General features: G+C 68.9%; 15 protein-coding genes. 14 read left to right on the top strand and 1 reads right to left on the bottom strand.

Annotated features, from left to right (window positions below; all coding sequences use genetic code 11):
• The first annotated feature begins 100 nt into the window (after positions 1-100).
• The 10 genes from ABGB10_RS23260 (at position 101) to mmsB (ending at position 15,422) form a co-directional block, all read left to right on the top strand.
• Positions 101-1,642 carry a sugar ABC transporter ATP-binding protein gene (locus ABGB10_RS23260; protein ID WP_347663060.1) on the top strand — a complete coding sequence of 514 codons (1,542 nt, stop codon included), beginning with the start codon at positions 101-103 and terminating at the stop codon, positions 1,640-1,642.
• Positions 1,639-2,709 (top strand): ABC transporter permease, encoded by a 1,071-nt coding sequence (locus ABGB10_RS23255; protein WP_347663058.1) that lies wholly within the window; start codon positions 1,639-1,641, stop codon positions 2,707-2,709. Before ABGB10_RS23260 ends, ABGB10_RS23255 begins: the two co-directional genes overlap by 4 nt.
• Positions 2,706-3,695 carry a galactofuranose ABC transporter, permease protein YjfF gene (gene yjfF / locus ABGB10_RS23250; RefSeq protein ID WP_278138392.1) on the top strand — a complete coding sequence of 330 codons (990 nt, stop codon included), beginning with the start codon at positions 2,706-2,708 and terminating at the stop codon, positions 3,693-3,695. The genes ABGB10_RS23255 and yjfF overlap by 4 nt, the downstream gene beginning before the upstream one ends.
• Positions 3,696-3,721: 26 nt before the next feature.
• On the top strand, positions 3,722-5,224 hold the full coding sequence (araA, locus tag ABGB10_RS23245; protein WP_347663055.1) for an L-arabinose isomerase: 1,503 nt from the start codon (positions 3,722-3,724) through the stop codon (positions 5,222-5,224).
• A gap of 338 nt (positions 5,225-5,562) precedes the next feature.
• Complete coding sequence (locus ABGB10_RS23240) at positions 5,563-7,683, top strand: RICIN domain-containing protein (protein ID WP_347663053.1); 2,121 nt, start codon at positions 5,563-5,565, stop codon at positions 7,681-7,683.
• A 411-nt stretch (positions 7,684-8,094) separates the two neighbouring features.
• Positions 8,095-9,081 (top strand): LacI family DNA-binding transcriptional regulator, encoded by a 987-nt coding sequence (locus ABGB10_RS23235; protein ID WP_347663051.1) that lies wholly within the window; start codon positions 8,095-8,097, stop codon positions 9,079-9,081.
• A 404-nt stretch (positions 9,082-9,485) separates the two neighbouring features.
• On the top strand, positions 9,486-11,141 hold the full coding sequence (locus ABGB10_RS23230) for a ricin-type beta-trefoil lectin domain protein (RefSeq protein WP_347663049.1): 1,656 nt from the start codon (positions 9,486-9,488) through the stop codon (positions 11,139-11,141).
• 272 nt (positions 11,142-11,413) lie between these two features.
• Positions 11,414-12,556, top strand: a complete 1,143-nt coding sequence (gene chvE / locus ABGB10_RS23225; protein ID WP_347663047.1) for a multiple monosaccharide ABC transporter substrate-binding protein — start codon at positions 11,414-11,416, stop codon at positions 12,554-12,556.
• Positions 12,557-12,636: 80 nt separating this feature from the next.
• Entirely contained in the window at positions 12,637-14,175 is a 1,539-nt protein-coding gene (mmsA, locus tag ABGB10_RS23220; RefSeq protein WP_347663045.1) for a multiple monosaccharide ABC transporter ATP-binding protein, read from the top strand.
• The gene (mmsB, locus tag ABGB10_RS23215; protein WP_347663043.1) at positions 14,172-15,422 is read left to right on the top strand and encodes a multiple monosaccharide ABC transporter permease; all 1,251 of its coding nucleotides are present in this window, start codon (positions 14,172-14,174) and stop codon (positions 15,420-15,422) included. Before mmsA ends, mmsB begins: the two co-directional genes overlap by 4 nt.
• Before the next feature lie 269 nt (positions 15,423-15,691).
• On the opposite strand, the gene ABGB10_RS23210 is transcribed toward mmsB, so the two are convergent.
• Positions 15,692-17,068, bottom strand: coding sequence for a DNRLRE domain-containing protein (locus ABGB10_RS23210; protein WP_347663041.1), 1,377 nt, complete (start codon positions 17,066-17,068; stop codon positions 15,692-15,694).
• Between the two features lie 220 nt (positions 17,069-17,288).
• Between ABGB10_RS23210 and ABGB10_RS23205 the strand changes: the two genes are divergently transcribed.
• The 4 genes from ABGB10_RS23205 (at position 17,289) to ABGB10_RS23190 (ending at position 22,518) form a co-directional block, all read left to right on the top strand.
• Positions 17,289-18,569: an MFS transporter gene (locus ABGB10_RS23205; RefSeq protein WP_347663039.1), complete on the top strand. Its 1,281-nt coding sequence runs from the start codon at positions 17,289-17,291 to the stop codon at positions 18,567-18,569.
• Complete coding sequence (locus ABGB10_RS23200) at positions 18,566-19,549, top strand: hypothetical protein (RefSeq protein ID WP_347663037.1); 984 nt, start codon at positions 18,566-18,568, stop codon at positions 19,547-19,549. Before ABGB10_RS23205 ends, ABGB10_RS23200 begins: the two co-directional genes overlap by 4 nt.
• Before the next feature lie 119 nt (positions 19,550-19,668).
• Positions 19,669-21,195, top strand: a complete 1,527-nt coding sequence (locus ABGB10_RS23195; protein ID WP_347663036.1) for an alkaline phosphatase D family protein — start codon at positions 19,669-19,671, stop codon at positions 21,193-21,195.
• A gap of 12 nt (positions 21,196-21,207) precedes the next feature.
• A complete protein-coding gene (locus tag ABGB10_RS23190) occupies positions 21,208-22,518 on the top strand; it encodes a hypothetical protein (RefSeq protein WP_347663035.1) in 1,311 nt (436 codons plus the stop codon).
• Positions 22,519-22,720 lie beyond the last annotated feature (202 nt).

Here is a 22,720-nt window from a genome sequence, read left to right as displayed (position 1 = left end):
GCCCGCGACCACCCCGTGCCACGCCCGCCCGGACGACCGGGCGGGCGCATGGGAGCGCAGCGGCCCTTCCGTGTCGACAACCCAGAAGAGGTCTGATGGGATGACGGATAGCCGTCCGGTCCTGACGATGACCGGGATCAGCAAGTCCTTCCCCGGGGTGCGCGCACTCCACGACGTCAACTTCCGGCTCTTTCCCGGCGAGGTGCACGCCCTGATGGGCGAGAACGGCGCCGGCAAGTCGACCCTCATCAAGGTGCTGACCGGCGTCTACGACACCGACGACGGCACGATCACCCTCGACGGCGAACCGGTGTCCTTCAGCGGGCCGATGCAGGCGACCGCCGCCGGGGTGAGCACGGTCTTCCAGGAGGTCAACCTCTGCACCAACCTGTCGGTGGCGGAGAACATCTTCATCGGCCGTGAGCCGCGGCTCCTCGGCGCGGTCCGCTGGGGTGAGGTTCGCCGCCGCGCCAGGGACCTGCTGACCCGCCTCGACCTCGACCTCGACGTCAGCGCGCCGCTGGGCTCCTACTCCCTGGCGATCCAGCAGATGGTCGCCATCGCCCGCGCGATCGACATCAAGGCGCGGGTGCTGATCCTGGACGAGCCGACGTCCAGCCTCGACGCCGGTGAGGTGGCACAGCTGTTCCGCATCATGCGGCAACTGCGCGACGAGGGCATCGCGATCCTGTTCGTGACCCACTTCCTCGACCAGGTCTACGAGATCGCCGACCGGATCACGGTGTTGCGCAACGGTGGGCTCGTCGGTGAGTACCTGACCACCGAGCTGCCCCAGCTCTCCCTGGTCGAGAAGATGATCGGCAAGGAACTCGACGTCCTGGAGGGCATCGAGGAGCACTCCCGGCGGGACCTGGCCGCGCTGGAGGAGGGCACCCCCCTGGTGGCGGTGTCAGACTTCGGCCGTGCGGGCGCGGTGGAGCCGTTCAGCCTCACCATCCACGCCGGCGAGGTGGTGGGCCTGGCCGGTCTGCTCGGCTCCGGGCGTACCGAGGTGGCCAGGTTGTTGTTCGGCGCCGACCGGACCGACGGCGGTCAGGTCGCGGTGGACGGTACGGCGAGCAGTCTGCGCACCCCCGCCCAGGCCATCGACCACGGCGTCGGCTTCTGTTCGGAGAACCGCCGCGCCGAGGGCATCGTCGCCGACCTGTCGGTCCGCGAGAACATGATTCTCGCCATGCAGGCCGCCCGTGGCTGGCTGCGACCGATTCCGCGTCGTCGCCAGGACGAGCTGGTCGACAAGTACATCAAGGCACTCAGCATCAGGCCCGCCGACCCGGAGGTGCCGGTACGCAACCTCTCCGGCGGCAACCAGCAGAAGGTGCTGCTGGCCCGGTGGCTGATCACCGAGCCACGACTGCTGATCCTCGACGAACCGACGCGGGGCATCGACATCGGCGCGAAGACCGAGATCCAGAAGCTGGTGACCCAGTTGTCCGACGGCGGCATGGCGGTGCTGTTCATCTCCGCCGAGCTGGAGGAGGTGCTGCGCCTCAGCCACAAGGTGGCCGTCATGCGGGATCGGCAGATGGTCGCGCAGTTCGCCAACGACGACAGCCTGGACGCCGACCGCATCATGCAGACCATCGCCAGTGGGTCCCACCGGGAGGAGGCAGACCGATGAACGCGACCATGGGCCGCTACCGGGCGGTGACCGGTCACCGGCTGTTCTGGCCCGCCGCCGTGCTGTTCGTCATGCTCGCCGCGAACACGATCTACCGGCCCGGGTTCCTGTCCATCGAGCTCAAGGACGGGCACCTGTACGGCACCCCGATCGACATCCTGCGGCTGAGCGCACCGTTGATCCTCGTCGCGCTGGGCATGACGCTTGTCATCTCGACCGGGGGCATCGACCTGTCGGTCGGCTCGCTCTGCGCGATCAGCGGCGCGATCGCCTGCATGTACATCAGCAAGCAGCCCGACCAGAACAGCCTCGGCGTGGTGCTGACCGCTCTCGCGTTGGCGTTGGCGATCTCGCTCGTCCTCGGTGCCTGGAACGGGGTGCTGGTGGCCGTGATCGGGATCCAACCGATCATCGCCACGCTGATCCTGATGGTGGCGGGCCGCGGCCTCGCCCAGCTGATCACCCAGGGTCAGATCATCACCATCAACTCCGGGCCGTTCCGGGCGATCGGGCTGGGCCACCTGTTGACCCTGCCGCTGGCCATCTTCATCGCCCTCGCTGCGGCCCTCGTCGTCGCCGCGTTCACCCGCCGCACCGCGCTCGGCATGATCGTCGAATCGGTGGGCGGCAACGCGGAGGCGAGTCGACTCGCCGGCATCCGCTCCGGCCGGGTCATCTTCCTCGCGTACGTGATCAGCGCCGCCTGCGCGGCGGTCGCCGGTTTCATGATGACGGCCAACGTCTCGAGTGCCGACGGCAACGCGGTCGGCCTCTGGGTGGAACTGGACGCCATCCTCGCGGTCGTCATCGGCGGCACGTCCCTCGCGGGAGGCCGGTTCTTCCTCAGCGGCACGATCCTCGGCGCGCTGATCATCCAGACCCTGACCACCACGGTGTACGCCATGGACATCTCGCCGCAGACCTCGCTGCTGTTCAAGGCGGTCGTCGTCATCGCCGTCTGCCTCATCCAGGCGCCGGCCTTCCGGGCCCGGTTCGCCCGCCGTCGGCGTAACGTCCCGCCGCCCACCACCATCGCCGACAAGCCGAAGGAGCAGGTGCCGGCATGACCACTGGATCGCTCACCGCTGGGCGTACCCGGTTCCGCCTGCCACGGCGGCAGATACCGGTCCTGGCCACGCTCGCCCTCCTGCTGGTCATGTACGGCATCGGCGTATCGCAGTACACGGCGTTCTCGAACGTCCAGGTCATCTTCAACGTCTTCATCGACAACAGCTTCCTGCTCGTGGTCGCGATCGGGATGACCTTCGTGATCCTCACCGGTGGCATCGACCTGTCGGTCGGCTCCGTCGTCGCGATGACGGCGATGGTGTCGGCCTGGCTGCTCCAGGAGGGCCTGCCGGCGGCGCTGGTGCTCGTCATCGCCCTGCTCATCGGGCCGACGCTCGGCCTGCTGATGGGCTGCGTCATCCACTTCTTCGAGATCCAGCCGTTCATCGTCACACTCGCCGGGATGTTCTTCGCCCGGGGCATGTGCACGTTCATCTCCGGCTCGTCCATCCCGATCACCGACGGGTTCTGGACCAGGATGTCGCAGGAGCGCATCGGCGACCCCCGGGGCAACTTCGTGTCGATCAGTGTGCTGATCGCCTTCGTCGTGGTCGCCGTCGCCGCGTACACGCTGGCCTACACCCGGTTGGGACGCAACGTGTACGCGATCGGCGGCAACCCGCAGTCGGCCCTGCTGATGGGCCTGCCGGTGGGGCGGACCCGGATCGCCGTCTACACGATCAGTGGCCTGTGCTCGGCGATCGGCGGGATCCTGTTGTCCTTCTACACCCTCTCCGGCGCGCCGTTGATCGCCGTGGGGATGGAGTTGGACGTCATCGCCGCCGTCGTCATCGGTGGCACGGTGCTGACCGGGGGCGGGGGCTACGTCTTCGGCACGGTGCTCGGCGTGCTCGTCCTGGGCGTGATCCAGACTCTCATCACCTTCGACGGGAGCCTCAACTCCTGGTGGACCAAGATCGTGATTGGTGGTCTGCTCTTCGCGTTCATCCTCCTCCAGCGCCTCATCGGCATTCGTTACAAGTGACCGTTCCTCTCCCGGAAGGCAACCCCATGGCACCACACAACGCACCCGAGATCTGGTTCCTCACCGGCAGCCAGGGCATGTACGGGGAGGAGACGCTCCGGCAGGTGGCCGAGCAGTCTCGCCAGATCGCGGCCGCGCTCGACGACTCGCCGCAGATTCCCGCCCGGGTGGTCTGGAAGCCCGTCCTGACCAACAGCGGTGAGATCCTGCAGGTCTGCCGGGACGCCGCCGCCCAGGGCGCCATCGGGGTCATCGCGTGGATGCACACCTTCTCGCCGGCGAAGATGTGGATCTCCGGTCTCGACGCGTTGCAGACGCCGCTGCTGCACCTGCACACGCAGGCCAACGTCCTGTTGCCGTGGAACGACATCGACATGGACTTCATGAACCTGAACCAGGCCGCCCACGGCGACCGCGAGTTCGGGTACATCCAGACCCGTCTCGGTGTGGCCCGCAAGACGGTGGCCGGGCACGTCAGCGACCCGCGGGTGAGTGCCCGGGTCGGGGCGTGGGCCCGCGCCGCGCTCGGCTGGTCGGCGATGCGGTCGTTGCGCCTGGCCCGCTTCGGCGACAACATGCGCGACGTGGCGGTGACCGAGGGTGACAAGGTCGAGGCGGAGCTGCGGTTCGGGGTGTCGGTCAACACCTACGGCGTCAACGACCTGGTCGAGGTGGTCGACCAGATCACCGACGCGCAGGTGGACGAGCTGGTCAAGGAGTACGAGGGCACGTACCGCGTCGTCGGGGAACTGCTGTCCGGGGGTGAGCGGCACGACTCCCTGCGGTACGCGGCCCGGCTGGAGCTGGGCATGCGTGCCTTCCTGGACGAGGGTGGGTTCCGGGCCTTCACGACGAACTTCGAGGACCTCGGGGGCCTGCGCCAGCTGCCCGGCATCGCCGTACAGCGGCTGATGGCCGATGGCTACGGCTTCGGTGGCGAGGGTGACTGGAAGACCTCGGTGCTGGTCCGGACCCTCAAGGCGATGTCGGTGGGTGTGGACGGCGGTACGTCCTTCATGGAGGACTACACCTACGACCTCACCCCGGGCGAGGAGTTGGTGCTCGGTGCGCACATGCTGGAGGTCTGCCCGACGATCGCCTCCGACGTGCCGAACGTGGAGATCCACCCGCTGAGCATCGGCGGGCGGGAGGACCCGGTCCGCATGGTCTTCGACGCGGCGCCCGGCCCGGCGGTCGTGCTCGGCCTGGCCGACATGGGGGAGCGCTTCCGGCTGGTGGCGAACGAGATCGACGTGGTCGCCCCGCCGCAGCCGCTGCGCCGGTTGCCGGTGGCCCGCGCCGTCTGGCGCCCGCGCCCGGACCTGCCCGGCTCGGCCGAGGCGTGGATCACCGCCGGCGCACCGCACCACACGGTGCTGTCCCAGGCGGTGGGGGTGGAGGAGTTGCACGACCTGGCCGAGATGAGCCGCACCGAGCTGGTCGTCATCGACGCCGACACCCAGACCCGCCGCTTCGCTGACGAGCTGCGCTGGAACCAGGCCTACTACCGGTTGGCACGCGGCTTCTGACCCATTCGCACGGGAAGTCCGGAAACGGGTGGTCCGTCCTTGCCTTCGGGCCAGGGTGGACCACCCGTTCGCGCATGGTCCTGGCAGGAACGCGGGTCGGCTGTGTTACGCCTTGACTAACAGCATGTTATCGCTCACAGTCTATAGCCAAGATGGTCGATGTCTTGACTGTCCGGCCATGCGCGCGTTCCACCCCCTCGGTTGCGGCACCTCGTCGCCGCGACGGTCGGGCTGGCGGTGTTAGCGATCACAAGGTCGGACGCCGGTCAACTCGGTGCCCCGCCCGGTGCCGCGGACGCCGACCCAGACCGCTCGGTTCGCGTCAGCAGAGGAGGATCATGCTTTCCATCGGTCGGGTTCCCCGGGGTGCGCCACGTCGGCGCGGGTGGTTGTCGAGACTCGCTGTCGCCGCTATGACACTGGTGGTCGGTGGCGCGGCCGTAGCCGTCGCCGCAGCGCCCGCGTCAGCGGCGACTGTCGACACCAGCGCGTGGTACGTGTTGGTGAACCGCAACAGCGGTAAGGCCCTGGACGTGTACAACCTGGCGACGAACGACGGCGCCCGGATCACCCAGTGGGCCCGCAACAACGGCAACCAGCAGCAGTGGCAGTTCGTCGACTCCGGCGGTGGCTACTACCGGTTGAAGTCGCGGCTGTCGAGCAAGGTGCTCGACGTCTACCAGCGCTCGACCGCCAACGGTGCGTCGATCGTGCAGTGGTCGGACAACAACGGCACCAACCAGCAGTTCCGGTTGGCCGATTCGGACAGCGGCTACGTCCGGTTGATCAATCGGAACAGCAACAGGGTCATGGAGGTGCAGGGCGCCTCGACCGCTGACGGCGGCAACATCGTGCAGTACGACGACTGGAACGGCGCCAACCAGCAGTGGCAGCTCGTCCGCGTCGACGGTGGCACCGACCCCACCACACCGCCGCCGACCACGCCGCCCCCGGGGAACGGCACGTTCTCGAACCCGGCGATCTGGCAGGACTTTGCCGACGTCGACATCATCCGGGTCGACAACGTGTACTACCTGACGTCGTCCACCATGCACTACTCGCCGGGCGCGCCGGTGCTGCGCTCCTACGACCTGGTGAACTGGGAGTTCGCCGGGCACGCCGTGCCCCGGCTCGACTTCGGCTCGAAGTACGACATGAGCGGCGGTAACGCGTACGTCGACGGGATCTGGGCGTCGACGCTGAACTACCGGCCGAGCAACCGGACGTACTACTGGGCCGGGTGCATCGACTTCGCGCAGACCCACATCTACACCGCGTCCGCCGTCGACAGCACCTGGAGCAAGCACACCACCATCCCGAACTGCTACTACGACGCCGGCCTGCTGTTCGACGACAACGACACCCCGTACATCGCGTACGGCAACGGCACCATCAGCGTCGCCCAGCTCTCCGCCGACGGGAAGTCCCAGGTCCGCGCCCAGCAGGTCTACCAGACGCCGTCGAGCATCGGGACGCTGGAGGGCGCCCGCTTCTACAAGCGCAACGGCGCCTACTACATCTGGCTCACCCGCCCGGCCAACGGCCAGTACGTGCTGAAGTCGACGAACGGCCCGTTCGGCCCGTACGAACAGCGGCAGGTGCTGCTCAACCTGCCCGGCCCGATCTCCGGTGGCGGTGTGCCGCACCAGGGCGGGCTGGTGCAGACCCAGAACGGCGACTGGTACTACATGTCCTTCGTCGACGCGTACCCCGGTGGTCGGATGCCCGCCCTGGCACCGATCACCTGGACCGGCGACGGTTGGCCGGTGCTGCAGACGGTGAACGGCACGTGGGGCAGCTCGTACCCGAAGCCGAACCTGCCCGCGCCGCCCCGGGCGGTCAAGCCGCTCACCGGCACCGACACGTTCGCCGGCACCACGCTCGGCCCGCAGTGGGAGTGGAACCACAACCCGGACAACAGCAAGTGGTCGGTCAACAACGGGCTGAACCTGCAGACCGCCACCGTCACCAACGACCTGTACAAGGCGCGCAACACGCTGACCCACCGCATCCAGGGGCCCACCTCGACCGCGACCATCGAGCTGGACTACTCCACCATGCGCGACGGTGATCGCACCGGCCTGGCGGTGCTGCGCAACTCGTCGGCCTGGATCGGAGTCCGACGGGACAACGGGTCCACCCGGCTGGTCATGCAGAACGGCCTGACGATGGACGGCAGCTGGAACACCACCAGCACCGGCAGCGAGGTGGCGAGCACCGCCGTCTCGGGTGGTCGGATCTGGTTGCGCGCCAACGCCGACATCAGACCCGGCTCCGGCCGACAGGCCCGCTTCTCGTACAGCACGGACGGGGTCAACTTCACCTCGTTCGGCAACGCCCTGACCCTGGCGAACAACTGGCAGTTCTTCATGGGCTACCGGTTCGCCATCTTCAACCACGCGACCCAGGCGCTCGGCGGCGCGGTCACCGTGCGCCGATTCGACCTGACAACACCGTGACACCACTCACACAACGAATGGTCTGACCAGCGGCGCTGGCGGACACGTGCCCGCCGGCACGTCGAGTCGGCGCCACCGCTGGTCCTCGCCGGCCTGCTCCACGCTCTGTCCGAGGGCGTAGGGCAGGCCGGCGTGCCATCGCGCATCGACGCAGGACGACGGTCGGCTGCGTACTCCAGGCAGGGGTTGGGTTGTGCGTCTCTGGTGCGTTGCGCAGTCCACCGACAGGCATGCCGTGTTCGGGGCGGCGGCTGGCGTAGACTGTCGGCGATCCAGCGCTGGTCACCTGGGATTCAGCACCGGCGTGGTGACTGAGCGAGGGGGATCGGGCCGGGCCGCTCCAGTCGACGTCGACGAGCTGCGGGCCGGAGATGTAGCGGGGGGAGCGAAATGGCCGTCCACGGTCCCGCGATGACGGATGTTGCTCGTCTCGCCGGTGTCTCCCATCAGACGGTGTCGCGGGTGCTCAACGGGCACCCCAACGTACGTGAGCAGACCCGGCTGCGTGTGCGGGCGGCGATCGCCGAGCTCGGCTACCGCCCCAATGGCGCGGCACGCGCGTTGGTGACCGGTCGATCGCAGGTCATCGGCGTGGTCGCTCAGAACACCACGCTCTACGGTCCGGCGTCCCTGCTGGCCGCGTTGGAGCAGACCGCGGCCGAGGAGGGTTTCGCGGTCAGTGTCGGCAGCGTCCGCAACCTCGACCATCGGTCCATCTCGGCGGCCGTCGAGCGGCATCTGTCGCACCGGGTCGCCGGCATCGTGGTCATCGCGCCCGTCGAGTCGGCGGGTGAGGCGCTGGAGCGTCTACCGAAGGACGTCCCGTTGGTCACCGTCGACGGTGACCCGAGCCGACCCGTGCCGTTGGTGACCGTCGACCAGGTGGCGGGCGCCCGTGCGGCGACCCAACACCTGCTCGACGCGGGGCACCGCACCGTCTGGCACGTCTCGGGGCCGTCCGACTGGTTCGACAGCGTCGGTCGCATCGACGGCTGGCGGGAGGCGCTGCTGGCCGCCGGCCTGGTGCCACCGCCGCTGATGCCGGGGGACTGGTCCGCGTCCTCCGGTTACCGGTGCGGGCAGATGTTGGCGCGGATGCCGGAGGTCACCGCCGTCTTCACCGCCAACGACCACCTCGCCCTGGGCGTGCTGCGGGCGTTGCACGAGTTCGGCCGGCGGGTGCCCGACGACATCAGCGTGGTCGGCTTCGACGACGTGCCGGAGGCGGCGTACTTCATCCCGCCGCTGACCACCGTCCGTCCGGACTTCGACGCGGTCGCGCGGGCGAGTCTGCAGATGCTGCTGAGCCAGATCGAGTCGGGCACCGGTGGCGCGTTGCGACAGACGGTCGCCCCGACCCTGGTCGCCCGCGAGAGCGTCGCCCCACCGCGTCGCTGACGACGTCCGGCCGTACCGCGTCGCTGACGACGTCCGGCCGTACCGCGTCGCTGACGACGTCCGGCCCACCGCGTCGTTGACGTCCGGCCGTACCGCGTCCCTCCGGTCAGGCGGTCGACGGCCGACGTGCCTGTCCGTGATTGGGTGGCTCGCCCTGTCCCAGCGCGCTGCGGTCGGGTCTGCCCGCTGCCCGCTGCGTACGGCCGATAAGACCCGGCTCAATCGCTCCACGGCCTCATCTATCGATGAGCAGCAATGCGATGCGGGGAAGGTATTGAACCTCGTGAAATGTGACCGTAACATGATGGACGTCTCTGTTAACGCTAACAACAATTGGCGTCCAGCTATCGGGTCACCGACCGGAGATCGTAGTCAGGGGCGGACGTCACCGACAAGGAGGTTCGATGAACCGCATCACTCGAGGTCGACGCTGGGGGAGCGTACTGGCGGCCGGCCTGCTCCTCGCCGGCACCCTGGTCGGCCTCCGCGCCCCGGCGGCGCAGGCGCTGGACAATGGCGTGGCGCGTACTCCCCCGATGGGTTGGAATTCGTGGAACTCGTTCGGCTGCAACATCAACGAGGCGCTGATCCGGACCACGGCGGATGCGATCGTCAGCAGCGGGATGCGGGACCTGGGTTACGAGTACGTCGTGGTCGACGACTGCTGGTTCAACCCGAACCGGGACTCCTCCGGCAACATCCAGGGCGACCCGACCCGGTTCCCCAGCGGAATGAAGGCGCTCGGCGACTACCTGCACGCCCGGGGCCTGAAGTTCGGTCTCTACCAGGTGCCGGTCGACAAGACCTGCGCGCAGTACTTCGGCGCCTACCCCGGTGCCACCGGTAGCCGGGGCCACGAGGTGCAGGACGCACGCCAGTTCGCCGCCTGGGGTGTCGACTTCCTCAAGTACGACTGGTGCTCGCCGGAGGGCAGCATCAACGACCAGGTGGCCACCTTCGCCAAGATGCGGGACGCGCTGGCCGCCACCGGCCGACCGATCGTCTACAGCATCAACCCGAACAGCATCCACGCCAAGACCGGCCCGCAGCGCAACTGGGGCGACGTGGCCAACATGTGGCGGACCACCGAGGACATCACCAACGCGTGGGACACCGGTCAGACCAACGGTTACCCGATGGGCATCCAGAACATCATCAACGTGACCGTTCCGCTGGCCTCCTACGCGCGCCCGGGTGGGTTCAACGACCCGGACATGATGGAGGTCGGTCGCGGCGGCATGAACGACACGGAGATGCGCAGCCACTTCGCGATGTGGGCGATCATGGCGTCGCCGTTGATCGCCGGCAACGACGTCCGGAACATGAACGCCGCGACGCAGACCATCCTCAAGAACGCCAACCTGATCGCGATCAACCAGGACTCCCTCGGGTTGCAGGGGACGCAGGTGTCGTTCGACGGTACGCGTCGGGTGCTGGCCAAGCGGCTCGCCAACGGTGACGTCGCCGTGGCCCTCTTCAACCAGAGCGGCTCGACGACGACGATCTCGACCACGGCCGCGGCCATCGGCAAGTCCGGCTCGTCGTTCACGCTGGTGGACGCGTGGACCGGTGGCACCAGCTCCAGCAGCGGCACCATCAGTGCCAGCGTCCCGGCGCACGGCACGGTCGTGTACCGGGTCAGTGGTGGCGGGACGACTCCTCCGACGACGCCGCCGCCGACCACGTCGAGCGCGTATGCCAGCGCCGCCTCCGGCCGCTGCCTCGACGTGCCGAACAGCAACACGACCAACGGCACGCAGCCGGTCATCTGGGACTGCAACGGCGCCGCCAACCAGAGCTGGACCAGGACCGGTCAGACCCTGCAGTCCCTCGGCAAGTGCCTGGACGCTCCGCCGAACGCCGCGGCCGGCGCCAAGGTGCAGATCTGGGACTGCAACGGCGGGACCAACCAGCAGTGGACGGTCAACGCCAACGGGACGATCAGCGGAGTCCAGTCCGGGCTCTGCCTCGACGTCAACAACAACGGCACGGCCAACGGCACCACGGTGATCCTCTGGAACTGCACCGCGGCGGCCAACCAGCGGTGGTCGCAGCGGTAGCTGAGACCGTCTCTTCTGTCGGTGCCCGTGGGCGACTACCGTCGTCCCCGGGCATCGGCGTGTCAGGCGTCGGACTGACCCCGGAGAGTCGCCGCGTCCTCACTCCGGGCCGATTGACTGCATGGCTACGCTCGCCTGGATGCTCCGTTACGAGACCGTGACACCGGTATTTCGGGCGAGGTGTTGACGCAACCTATGTGAGCGCTAACACTACCCGAAAGATGACAGTTGGGCCCCGGCAGTCAGCGGGGGAGTCCAGAGAGGAGAACCCCGTGCGCAGGAAATTCCTGGTTGCTCTCGGCAGCGCGGCGCTGGCACTGAGCCTTGCGGCGTGCAGTGGCGAGGGGGCGGGCAGCGACGGCGACAAGAGCGGCGAGAAGCCCAGCGACCTGACCATTGGCGTGTCGATGCCGACCCAGACGTCGGAGCGGTGGATCGCCGACGGCAACGCGGTGAAGTCCAAGCTTGAGGCGAAGGGCTACAAGGTCGACCTCCAGTACGCCGGCGACGACATCCCCACGCAGTCGCAGCAGGTCGACCAGATGATCACCCAGGGTGCGGATGTCCTGGTGATCGCGGCGATCGACGGTACGGCGCTCAACAGCCAGCTGCAGGCCGCCGCAGCCGCGAAGATCCCGGTCATCTCCTACGACCGGCTGATCCGCGGCAGCAAGGACGTCGACTTCTACGTCAGCTTCGACAACTACAAGGTCGGCGTCGCCCAGGGCACCGCGCTGCTCGTCGGTCTCGGGCTGCTGAACAAGGACGGCTCGAAGGGCACGGCCAAGGGTCCGCTGAACGTCGAGCTCTTCGCCGGGTCGCTCGACGACAACAACACCCAGTACTTCTACGGCGGTGCGATGGACACGCTGAAGCCGTTCATCGAGGACGGCACGCTGGTCGTCAAGTCCAAGCAGACCACCCCCGAGCAGGTCGCCATCCTGCGGTGGCAGCAGGAGACCGCGCAGAAGCGGATGGAGAACCTGCTCACCTCCAGCTACAACGACGGCTCGAAGGTCGACGGGGTGCTGTCCCCGTACGACGGCATCTCCCGCGGCATCATCACCGCCCTGCAGAACGCCGGCTACGGCAGCGGCGCGAAGAAGCTCCCGGTGGTGACCGGCCAGGACGCGGAGATCGCCTCGATCAAGCTGATCAACGACGGCGTGCAGAACTCCACGGTCTTCAAGGACACCCGACTGCTGGCCGAGCAGGCCGTCAACGCGTCTGAGGCGTTCCTCCAGAAGAAGCAGCCGCAGGCCAACGACACCCAGACGTACAACAACGGCGTCAAGGTCGTCCCGGCGTACCTGCTGCCGATCGCCACGGTCTACAAGGACGACATCAAGGCGACGCTGATCGACTCGGGTTACTGGACGGCGGAAGAGGTCGCCGCCGGCCAGGCCAAGAAGTAAAGCCACTCGTCGGGCCCGGCGGTCTCCGCCGGGCCCGATGCCGTGGCGTACCACGTCCGACCTGACAGAGGACAGTGACCATGGACGACACCATCCTTGAGATGCGCCGCATCACGAAGACCTTCCCCGGCGTGACCGCGCTGGAGGACGTCACCCTCTCCGTCCGTCGCGGGGAGATCCACGCCATCTGCGGGGAGAACGGCGCCGGTAAGTCAACCCTGATGAAGGTGCTGTCCGGCGTCCACCCGTCCGGCTCGTACGACGGTGAGATCCTCTTCGACGGCAAACCGATGCAGTTCCGGGGCATCCGCGACAGCGAGGCCAACGGCATCGTCATCATCCACCAGGAGCTCGCCCTGGTGCCGTACCTGTCGATCGCGGAGAACATCTTCCTCGGCAACGAGCGGCGTGGCCGCAGCGGGCTCATCGACTGGAACCTGGCCAACGCCGAGGCGGCGAAGCTGCTGGCGTCCGTCGGGCTGCACGAGAACCCGGTCACCCCGGTCATCCAGCTCGGCGTGGGCAAGCAACAGCTGGTGGAGATCGCCAAGGCGCTGTCGAAGAAGGTGAAGCTGCTCATCCTGGACGAGCCGACCGCCGCGCTCAACGACATCGACTCGGCTCACCTGCTCGACCTGCTGCGGGCACTCCGGGACCAGGGCATCACCTGCATCATGATCTCGCACAAGCTCAACGAGATCATGGCCATCGCCGACGCGACGACCGTCATCCGGGACGGGCGCACGGTGGAGACCCTCGACATGAAGTCCGACGACGTGACCCAGCAGCGGATCATCCGGGGCATGGTCGGCCGTGACCTGGACAGCTTCTACCCCGACCGTGAGTCGTCCCCGGGCGAAGAGGTCCTCCGCGTCGAGGACTGGACGGCGCGGCACCCGGTCCAGGACCGGATGGTCGTCGAGGGCGTCAACCTGTCCGTGCGCGCCGGTGAGGTCGTCGGCATCGCGGGTCTGATGGGCGCCGGACGTACCGAGCTGGCGATGAGCGTGTTCGGTCGGTCGTACGGGCGCGACATCAGCGGCCGACTGTTCGTGCGCGGTCGCGAGGTGCAGGCGCGTACGGTGGCCGAGGCGATCGACAACGGCATCGCCTACGTCACCGAGGACCGCAAGCACTACGGCCTCAACCTCATCGACGACGTGCGGCGCAACGTCTCCGCCGCCGCGTTGGACCGCCTGTCCCGGTTGGGCTGGGTGAACGGCAACGAGGAGATCAAGGTTGCCGAGGCGAGCCGCCAGGAGATGAACATCCGGACGCCCAGCGTCATGGCGGTGGTCGGCAAGCTCTCCGGCGGCAACCAGCAGAAGGTCGTGCTGTCGAAGTGGCTGTTCACCGACCCGGACGTGCTGATCCTGGACGAACCCACCCGCGGGATCGACGTCGGGGCCAAGTACGAGATCTACACGATCATCAACCGGCTGGTGGCCGCCGGCAAAGCAGTGATCGTCATCTCCTCCGAGCTGCCGGAGCTGCTCGGGATGTGCGACCGCATCTACACCCTCGCCGCCGGCCGGATCACCGGTGAGATGCCGGTGGCCGAGGCGACTCAGGAGAGCCTCATGGAGCTGATGACCAAGGACAAGGAGCTCGTCGGATGACCGACATCAAGACCCCTTCGACGGAGCGCCCGACGCCTCCGGACAGCGCGCCCGCCGCCGCCCTGCACAGCGGGACGAGCGACCTGCGGGCGTTGGTGTTGAACAACCTGCGGCAGAGCGGGATCTACGTCGCCCTGGTCGTCATCGTCGCGCTCTTCGCGATCCTGACCGACGGGGTGCTGCTGAGCCCCGGCAACATCACCAACATCGTCCTCCAGTACTCGTACATCCTGGTGCTCGCGATCGGCATGGTCATCCTGATCATCGGCGGGCACATCGACCTGTCGGTCGGATCGGTCGTCGCGTTGACCGGAGCGGTCTCCGCCGTCCTGGTGATCCAGCAGGGCCATCCCTGGTGGGTGGGTGTCCTGGCGGCACTCGCCGTCGGCGTCGCGGTCGGTGCCTGGCACGGCTTCTGGGTGGCGTACGCCGGCATTCCGGCCTTCATCGTGACCCTGGCGGGCATGCTGCTGTTCCGGGGCCTCACCCTGCGGGTGCTCGACAACATCTCGCTGTCGCCGTTCCCGGCCGAATACCAGAAGGTCGCTGCGGGCTTCCTCAACGGCCTGCTCGGCGGTAACGGCTTCGACGCCTTCACGTTGCTGATCGGCGCCGTCGCCGTGGCCGGCTACGCGGTGAGCGGTTTCCGCACCCGCGTGGCGCGCATCCGCTACCAGCAGCACGTCGAGTCGTTCCCGCTGTTCGTCGCCCGGGTCGTCCTGGTCGGCGCAGTCATCATGTACTTCGCCTGGCAGTTGGCGCACGCCCGCGGTCTGCCGATCGTGCTGATCATCCTCGCGGTCCTCGTGCTGGTCTACGGCCTGGTCACCCGGCGCACCGTCTTCGGTCGCCAGGTCTACGCGATCGGCGGCAACCTGTCGGCGGCGGCACTGTCCGGCGTGAAGGTCCGGACCGTCAACTTCTGGATGTTCGTCAACATGGGCTTCCTGGCCGCGGTGGCCGGCGTCATCTACTCCTCGCGGTCCAACGGCGCCCAACCCGCCGCCGGCAACATGTTCGAGCTGGACGCGATCGCCGCGGCCTTCATCGGCGGCGCCGCGGTCACCGGTGGCGTGGGTACCGTGGTCGGCGCGATGGTCGGCGGTCTGATCATGGCGGTGATGAGCAACGGCATGCAGCTGATGGGCATCGACCAGTCGACCCAGTCGGTGGTGAAGGGCCTCGTCCTGCTCGTCGCGGTCGCCTTCGACGTCTACAACAAGCGTCGGGCCGGCACGGCCCGCTGACCCCCCGACGGTACGCACGTGTGCCCCCGCCCGTTCTCCGGGCGGGGGCACACGTCGTTCAGCGGTCGCCGTTCGCTCGTTGGCCGTTTGTGCGGTGGTGCCCTTCGTTCGGTGGTGCGGTTCGTTGAGCGGCGCCATGGGCCGCCGTCCGGATCCGCTTCGTCCCCCCGCGCGTGAACCGCACAGGCCCAACACTCCTGCGGGCATGGATGTGGGTCGTGGTGGGAGGGGTCCCGCTGCACCGCGAACGGTGCAGCGGGATCACACCGTCAGTGGCAGTTGCCGGTGCCGGTGTCGTTGTAGGTCTGCCCGGCCACCGGCACGAACTGCCAGTCGTAGCTGCCGGAGTGCAGGGTGAACTTCAGGACGCCCCACGCCGAGCTGTTGCGCGCCTCGCTGTTGGGCTGGATGGTGCCGAAGCCGTAGTGGCTCGCCCCGCCCATGCCGGCGACGAAGCTGCGCAGACCCCGACTGCTGTCGGCGCCACCGGAGGGGTTCATCGGCGCGAACCGTTCGTACACGTGGTTGTGCCCCCACACCACGACGTCGGCGTTGTAGTCGTAGAGCGCCTGGTACAGCGGGCGCGTCGACGTCGACGGCGCGTGGTTGGAGCTGGACGTGAACAGCGGGTGGTGCCAGTACGCCAGCGTGCACGGCTTGCTGGTGGCGGCCAGGTCGGCGCGCAGCCACTGCTCCTGCGTCGATCCGGCCGACATGCTGATGTTCGAGTTCAGCGACACGATGTGCCAGTTGCCGAGGTCGAACGAGTAGTAGCCGCGACCGCTCGGGCCGGCGGACGTACCGAAGTAGTTGTAGTAGCCGGTCGCTCCCGACGTGTTGTAGTCGTGGTTGCCCGGTGACGGCCGGGTGCGCGACTTGTGCCGACCCCAGGTGGGCTCGTAATAGCTGTTGAACTGCGACGCGGTGCCGCTGCTGTAGACGTTGTCGCCGGTGGTGAAGACCGTGCCGGAGATGTTGTCGAGCAGCGCGGCGGTGGCGCTGTCGCCGGAGCCGGAGTCGGCGATGTCGCCCGCGCCGACGAACACCGGGTCACCGGACGGAGGCGTCGTGGTCCCGGTGGTGACCACCAGCTGCGGGGCGTCCGCGCCACTCTCGCGGGTGTCGTAGTACGCGCCGTCACCGCTGGCGGAGGTCGCACCGAAGCTGTACGTGCCGTTGCCGGTCACCGCCGCCGTGACGTCGACCTCGTACCAGGTGTTGCCGCTGACCGCGCCGATCGTGCCGAGCGTGGCACCGTCGATGGCCGGCTGGTTGTTCCAGGTGGTGCCGGTCTCCGACCAGGTCGTGTTGGACATCCGGCGGAACGTGCCACCGGCGTCGCTGCCGCTGTTGCCGCTGATCGTGCGCAGCCGCAGCTTGGCGGTGGTCACCGTGCCGCTCACGCCGCTCACCGTGAAGCGCAGGAACGAGCGTCGCACGGGCGAGTTGTCGACCACGATCTGCGTGGACGTGCCGTAGCTGGTGGAGGCCGTGTCGCTCTGGACGTAGGTGTCGGCGACCGGCGTGAACGTCACGCTCGCGGCCGACGCCGCGCCAGCGCCGGTCACGACGACGGCGGCGGTCGCGGCGAGGACCACCGTGACCACCCCCAGCGTCACCGGCGGACGGGGGAATCGAATGTCCATCCAGGACTCCTTACCTCGTGGGAAGAGCGCAAGGAATGTAGGAAGGTCGATGAGCCGGCGGACGACGGACGGATGAACAGTGCGTCCCGGCAGGCGAACACCTCGGTGTTGGGAGCCCGTTCATCCGTCCCTCGTCCGGATGCCACCCGCGATCCGTTGTGCCGTCTCCACTGAGTACGGACGATGGCTGCCCGTCGACCGACGATCCGAGGAGCTGCTCGTGTACCTGTCGACCGTCTCCCGGCCGGCCGCCGACCCGCCGGAGTCGGGGCCACGGCGCCGACGGTTGGCGATGGTCAGCGGCAACGTCGTCGCCCTCGGTACGGTCAGTTTGATCACCGACGTCTCGGCCGAGATGGTGGCCGCCGTCCTGCCCCTCTACCTGGTGCTGGGTCTGCAACTCAGCCCGGTGGCGTTCGGCGTGCTCGACGGCGTCCACACCGGCGCGACAGCGCTGCTGCGGGTCGTCGGCGGCTATGCCGCCGACCGGTTTCAGCGGCGCAAGCTGATCGCGGGTCTCGGCTACACGCTCTCGGCGGTCGCGAAGCTCGGCCTGCTGCTCGCCGGTCGGTCGGTACCGGCGATCGGCGCCGTCATCGCCGTCGACCGGCTCGGCAAGGGTGTCCGCAGCGCACCGCGCGACGCCCTGATCACGCTCTCCACCCCACCGGAGGCGCTGGGTCGGGCGTTCGGGGTGCACCGGGCGATGGACAGCGTGGGCGCCTTCCTCGGGCCCCTCGCGGCGTTCGCGGTTCTGCTGGTCGTGGGGCAGTCGTACGACGCGGTGTTCGTGACCAGCTTCTGCATCGCAGCCCTGGCCGTGGTCGTCCTCGTGCTCTTCGTCCGGGAGCGGTCACCCGGCGAGGTGGCGGACGGGCCGAACGAGCCGAAGGTCTCCGTCCGGGAGGCCCTCGGGCTGTTCCGTGGCGGGCCTGCCCGTCGACTCGTGCTGGCCGCGGCGATGCTCGGGCTGGCCACCATCGGCGACGGGTTCGTCTACCTGTTGCTGCAGCGTCGGGAGGATCTCGGCCTGCGCTGGTTCCCGCTGCTCGCGGTGGGCACCAGCCTGGCGTACCTGCTGCTCGCCGCCCCGCTCGGCGTACTCGCCGACCGGATCGGCCGGCTGCCCGTGGTGATCGGGGGCTACACCGCCCTCGGTGCGACGTACCTGCTGCTGGCCGGTCCGGTCGACGGTTGGCCGCTGATCGTGCTGACGCTGACGCTCTACGGCGCGTTCTACGCGGCAACCGACGGCGTGCTCATCGCGCTCGCCGGCCCGGTCCTGCCGGCACGGCTGCGGACCACCGGGATCGCGCTCGTGCAGACCGGGCAGGCCCTGGCGTACCTCGTCTCGTCGGTCCTGTTCGGTCTTGCCTGGCAGGCGTTCGGCCCGGAGACCGCGATCCGCGCGGCGGCCGTCGCGGTCGCCGGGGTCCTGGTCCTCACGCTGCTCCTGCTGGTCTCCCCGTCCCGCCTGAACACCCGGAAGGTGCTCCGATGACCGCGATGTCGACCCGGGCGAAACTCGGCGTGGTGATCGCCTCGGCTGTGCTGCTGGGCAGTGTGGCGGCCGGCTACGTGGCCGTGGCGGCGGAGACCACCCCGACGCCGCCTCCCGCCGCCGGCGACCAGGCGGTCACCCTGACACCCGGCCCGCGCCTGCTGGCGATCACCGACCGGCACGTCTCCACCGTCGCCACGGCCGATCCCACCGGGCCGCGCACCGTCTCCGGCCTGGAATGCCTCCGGGTGTACGCCGCCGCCGGCACCGGTGTCTGCCTGAAGCCGGAGACCGCGTGGTCGTACCAGATGGTCGTGCTCGACGCCGCGCTGCGTCAGACCCGGACGATCAGCGTGCCGGGTCTGCCGAACCGGGCCCGGGTCTCGGCCTCCGGGCGGATGGTCTCCTGGACGACGTTCGTCGGCGGCGACTCCTACACCTCCAGCGGTTTCTCCACCCGCACCGGAATCCTCGACACCAGCAGCGGTGCCACGGTGGCCTCGCTGGAGGAGTTCGCGATCACGAAGGACGGTCGGCGCTACCGCCACCCGGACGTCAACTACTGGGGTGTCACCTTCACCGCCGACGACAACCGCTTCTACGCGACCATGTCGACCGGGGGTAGGAGGTACCTCGTCCGGGGTGACTTCGCCGCCCGTACGGTCGAGACGCTGAAGGAGAACGTCGAGTGCCCGTCGCTGTCACCGGACGGCAGCCGGCTCGCGTTCAAGGAGGCCGTCGACGCCGATCCGGCGAAGGGCTGGCGGCTCTCGGTCCTCGATCTGGCGACCATGCGGGTCACCGCGACGGCCGAGACGGCAAGCGTCGACGACCAGGCCGCCTGGCTGGACGGTGCCACGCTGGCCTACACGCTGCGACAGGACGACGGCCGGCCGGACGTGTGGAGCGTCCCGGCGGACGGGTCCGGCGCGCCGAAGTTGGTGATCCCGGGCGCCGAGTCGCCGTCCCCGCTCACCTGACGGTCCGGCTCCCTCGGACGGCCAGGACACCTGACCGCCTTGGCGCGGACAGCATTCCGTCATGCGGGATTTCGTGCCGCAGCCATCGCCGTTCATCGACGTTCCCGAGGCTGCTGACCATGACAAGGTTGAGCCGTCGCATCTTCGTCCTCAGTGGACTGGTGACCGCCGGCGTCGCGGTGACACCCCGCCAGGGTGCCCGCGCCGCGGTGCCGTACCCCTTCAAGCTCGGTGTGGCGTCCGGTGACCCGGCGCCCGACAGCGTGGTCCTCTGGACCCGGCTGGCACCGTCACCGCTCAACGCCGATGGGCAGGGCGGCATGGCCAACGCCGATGTGACCGTCGAGTGGCAGGTGTCCACCACCGACCGGTTCACCTCGCTGGTCGCCTCCGGCTCGGTGGTCGCCCGCTACGCCGACGCGCACTCCGTGCACGCGATCGCGGGCGGGCTCGCCGCCGACTCCGACTACTACTACCGGTTCCGGGCCCAGGGTCAGATCTCCCCGGTCGGGCGGACCCGGACCGCCCCGGCACCCAGTTCCTTCGGCCGCGACCTGGTGATGGCCTTCGCCTCCTGCGCGCACTACGAGGCCGGCTACTACACCGCGTACCGCCGGATGGCCGAGGACAACCCCGGGCTGATCCTGCACCTCGGGGACTACATCTACGAGGGAGGCGTCAACACGTCCGCGGTGCGCCAGCACTTCGGCGCCGAGATCGTGTCGCTGGCCGACTACCGCCGCCGGTACGCGCTCTACAAGTCCGACCCGGACCTGCAGGCGGCACACGCGGCGGCACCCTGGCTGGTGGTGCCGGACGACCACGAGGTGGAGAACAACTACGCCAACATGGTCCGCAACGACAGCAGCCCCACGCTGACCGCCGCGCAGTGGACCGCCCGGCGGACCGCCGCGTACCGGGCCTACTACGAGAACATGCCGCTGCGACCGGCCTCCGCCGCGAACGGCAACAGCATCCCGCTGTACCGACGCGTCCGGTGGGGACAGCTCGCCACCTTCCACATGCTCGACACCCGACAATTCCGCGACGACCAGGCGTGCGGTGACGGCTGGAAGGTGTGCGCGGACGCGGACCTGGCCTCCCGGTCCCTGACCGGGGCTACCCAGGAGGCGTGGCTGCTCGACGGGTTGGCCCAGCGCTACGGCACCTGGGACATCCTCGGTCAGCAGGTCTTCTTCGCCCGCCAGTTCGACGCCGCCGGGGCGGCCAGCATGGACGCCTGGGACGGCTACCGGGCGTCCCGCAGCCGGATCCAGACCGGCTGGCAGCAACGCGGGGTGCGCAACCCGCTGGTGCTCACCGGCGACGTACACAAGTCGTGGGCGAACGAGCTCAAGGCCGACTACGCCAACCCGTCGTCCGCCACCATCGGCACCGAGCTGGTCTGCACCTCGATCACCTCCTCCGGCAACGGCACCGGAAGCACCACCGTCCCGAACGCGGCGACCAACCCGCACCTGAAGTTCCACTCGGACCGGCGGGGCTACGTGCGTACCACGATCAGTCGCAGCCAGGTCCGCGCGGACTTCCGCGCGCTCAACACGGTGACCGAACACGGCGCGGCGGCGTCCACCGTGCGCTCGTTCGTGATCCTCGACGGCCAGCCCGGCCTCCAGGCCGGGTAAGGGAGAGCCACCATGACCGCAATCACCGCACTGCTCACCGCGTCCCTGCTCGTCCCGAACCTGGCACCGGCCCCGACCGCCATGACCGCCGAGGCGGTCACCTGGACCACCGCGAACAGCGTCGCCACCGGCGACCAGGACCTGCCCTCCATCGCCATGAACCGCAACGGTCAGGTCGCGGTGGCGTGGGAGGACGACCGGGACAGCAGCGCACCCGAGGACGACACCCACAGCGAGATCTACCTGCGGCTGTTCCGCGACGGCACCCCCGGTTACGAGCTGAAGCTCTCCAACGGCGGCACCAGCGGGGCCGCCTGGCGGCACATCAGCCCGGACGTCGGGCTCGACGACCGGGGCAACGCCGTGGTGGTCTGGGCCGCCGACGGCGACGGCAACGGCGTCTACAACATCCAGTACCGGGTGGTCTCGCCGACCGGGGCGGTGCTCGGCTCGGGGCAGGCCAACGCCTCCGACGCCGGGCAGCAGATCTGGCCGAAGGTCGGGGTCGACCCGGACGGTGCGCCGACCACCGCCGCGGTCGGGTTCACCGTGGTCTGGGAGGACGTGCAGGGGACCGCACCCGCCACCGTGAAGGCCGCCGGCTTCACCGCGCCCACCACCAAGGGGTACGAGGTGACGGCCTCGCAGACGACGGGTACGCACCACCGCCCCGACGTGGCGGTGTCGGCGTCCGGCGAGGCGCTTGTGGTCTGGGACGAGGATGCCGACGCGAACGGCTCGTACAACATCGGTCTGACCCGGCTGGCCCGGTCCACCGGCGCGGTGGTGCTGTCCCGGCGGACGGCCAACGCGCAGAGCGGCGGGCAGCAGCAGCGCGCCTCGGTCGCGGCGAACTTCGCCGGTGACTTCACCGTCGGCTGGCAGTCCGACCACACCGGCACCCGGGGTGTCTGGGCGCGATCGTTCACCGCGGCCGGCACGGCCCGGCACGGCGAGGTCGCGGTCTCCACCGGGTCTGGTGCCATCGCGCCCAGTGTCGGCATCGACGACCAGGACAACGTCGTGGTGGGCTGGACGGTGTCGGGCGCCAACCCGGACGTCTGGGCCCGGGGCCTCAACCCGGACGGCACCTTCGACGGTCGGCTGCCGGCCCAGGCGCTGAGCCAGACCACGACCGGTCGCCAGGAGCACTTCGCCGTCGCCGCGTCGCCCTGGGGAGAGGTGAGCGTCTGCTACACCGACGACAACGACGGGAACACCTTCGACCAGGTGCTCCTCGGGCTGGGTACGACGAACTCCACCTGGCTGATGTCCGCCGACGAACTGCGCCGGCTGAAGGCGCGGGGCACCCCGACCCACTGAGCCGGGCCGTCCACCGCGCACGGGGCCGCGCGGGTTGATCCACTCGGGTTTGGTGAAGTCGCGGTGTCCTGCCAGCTTGGGCTCAAGTGGTTGTTGCAACGGGGTGGATTCTCGTCAGGATGAGGGGTCATGCCGGGGCAGAGGTTGTCGTCCGCGGAGCGGGCGCAGATTGAGGTGTTGTTCGGTCAGGGATTGACGTTCC

Source organism: Micromonospora sp. B9E7 (assembly GCF_039871815.1).
Taxonomy (GTDB): Bacteria; Actinomycetota; Actinomycetes; order Mycobacteriales; family Micromonosporaceae; genus Micromonospora.
This window is presented reverse-complemented; position numbering and strand designations above follow the sequence as displayed.

Excerpts from the sequence above, each read along its gene's own strand:
- ABGB10_RS23260 (WP_347663060.1), top strand. The coding sequence starts at position 101 with ATGACGGATAGCCGTCCGGTCCTGACGATGACCGGGATCAGCAAGTCC.
- ABGB10_RS23255 (WP_347663058.1), top strand. The coding sequence starts at position 1,639 with ATGAACGCGACCATGGGCCGCTACCGGGCGGTGACCGGTCACCGGCTG.
- yjfF (WP_278138392.1), top strand. The coding sequence starts at position 2,706 with ATGACCACTGGATCGCTCACCGCTGGGCGTACCCGGTTCCGCCTGCCA.
- araA (WP_347663055.1), top strand. The coding sequence starts at position 3,722 with ATGGCACCACACAACGCACCCGAGATCTGGTTCCTCACCGGCAGCCAG.
- ABGB10_RS23240 (WP_347663053.1), top strand. The coding sequence starts at position 5,563 with ATGCTTTCCATCGGTCGGGTTCCCCGGGGTGCGCCACGTCGGCGCGGG.
- ABGB10_RS23235 (WP_347663051.1), top strand. The coding sequence starts at position 8,095 with ATGACGGATGTTGCTCGTCTCGCCGGTGTCTCCCATCAGACGGTGTCG.
- ABGB10_RS23230 (WP_347663049.1), top strand. The coding sequence starts at position 9,486 with ATGAACCGCATCACTCGAGGTCGACGCTGGGGGAGCGTACTGGCGGCC.
- mmsA (WP_347663045.1), top strand. The coding sequence starts at position 12,637 with ATGGACGACACCATCCTTGAGATGCGCCGCATCACGAAGACCTTCCCC.
- mmsB (WP_347663043.1), top strand. The coding sequence starts at position 14,172 with ATGACCGACATCAAGACCCCTTCGACGGAGCGCCCGACGCCTCCGGAC.
- ABGB10_RS23210 (WP_347663041.1), bottom strand. The coding sequence starts at position 17,068 with ATGGACATTCGATTCCCCCGTCCGCCGGTGACGCTGGGGGTGGTCACG.
- ABGB10_RS23200 (WP_347663037.1), top strand. The coding sequence starts at position 18,566 with ATGACCGCGATGTCGACCCGGGCGAAACTCGGCGTGGTGATCGCCTCG.
- ABGB10_RS23195 (WP_347663036.1), top strand. The coding sequence starts at position 19,669 with ATGACAAGGTTGAGCCGTCGCATCTTCGTCCTCAGTGGACTGGTGACC.
- ABGB10_RS23190 (WP_347663035.1), top strand. The coding sequence starts at position 21,208 with ATGACCGCAATCACCGCACTGCTCACCGCGTCCCTGCTCGTCCCGAAC.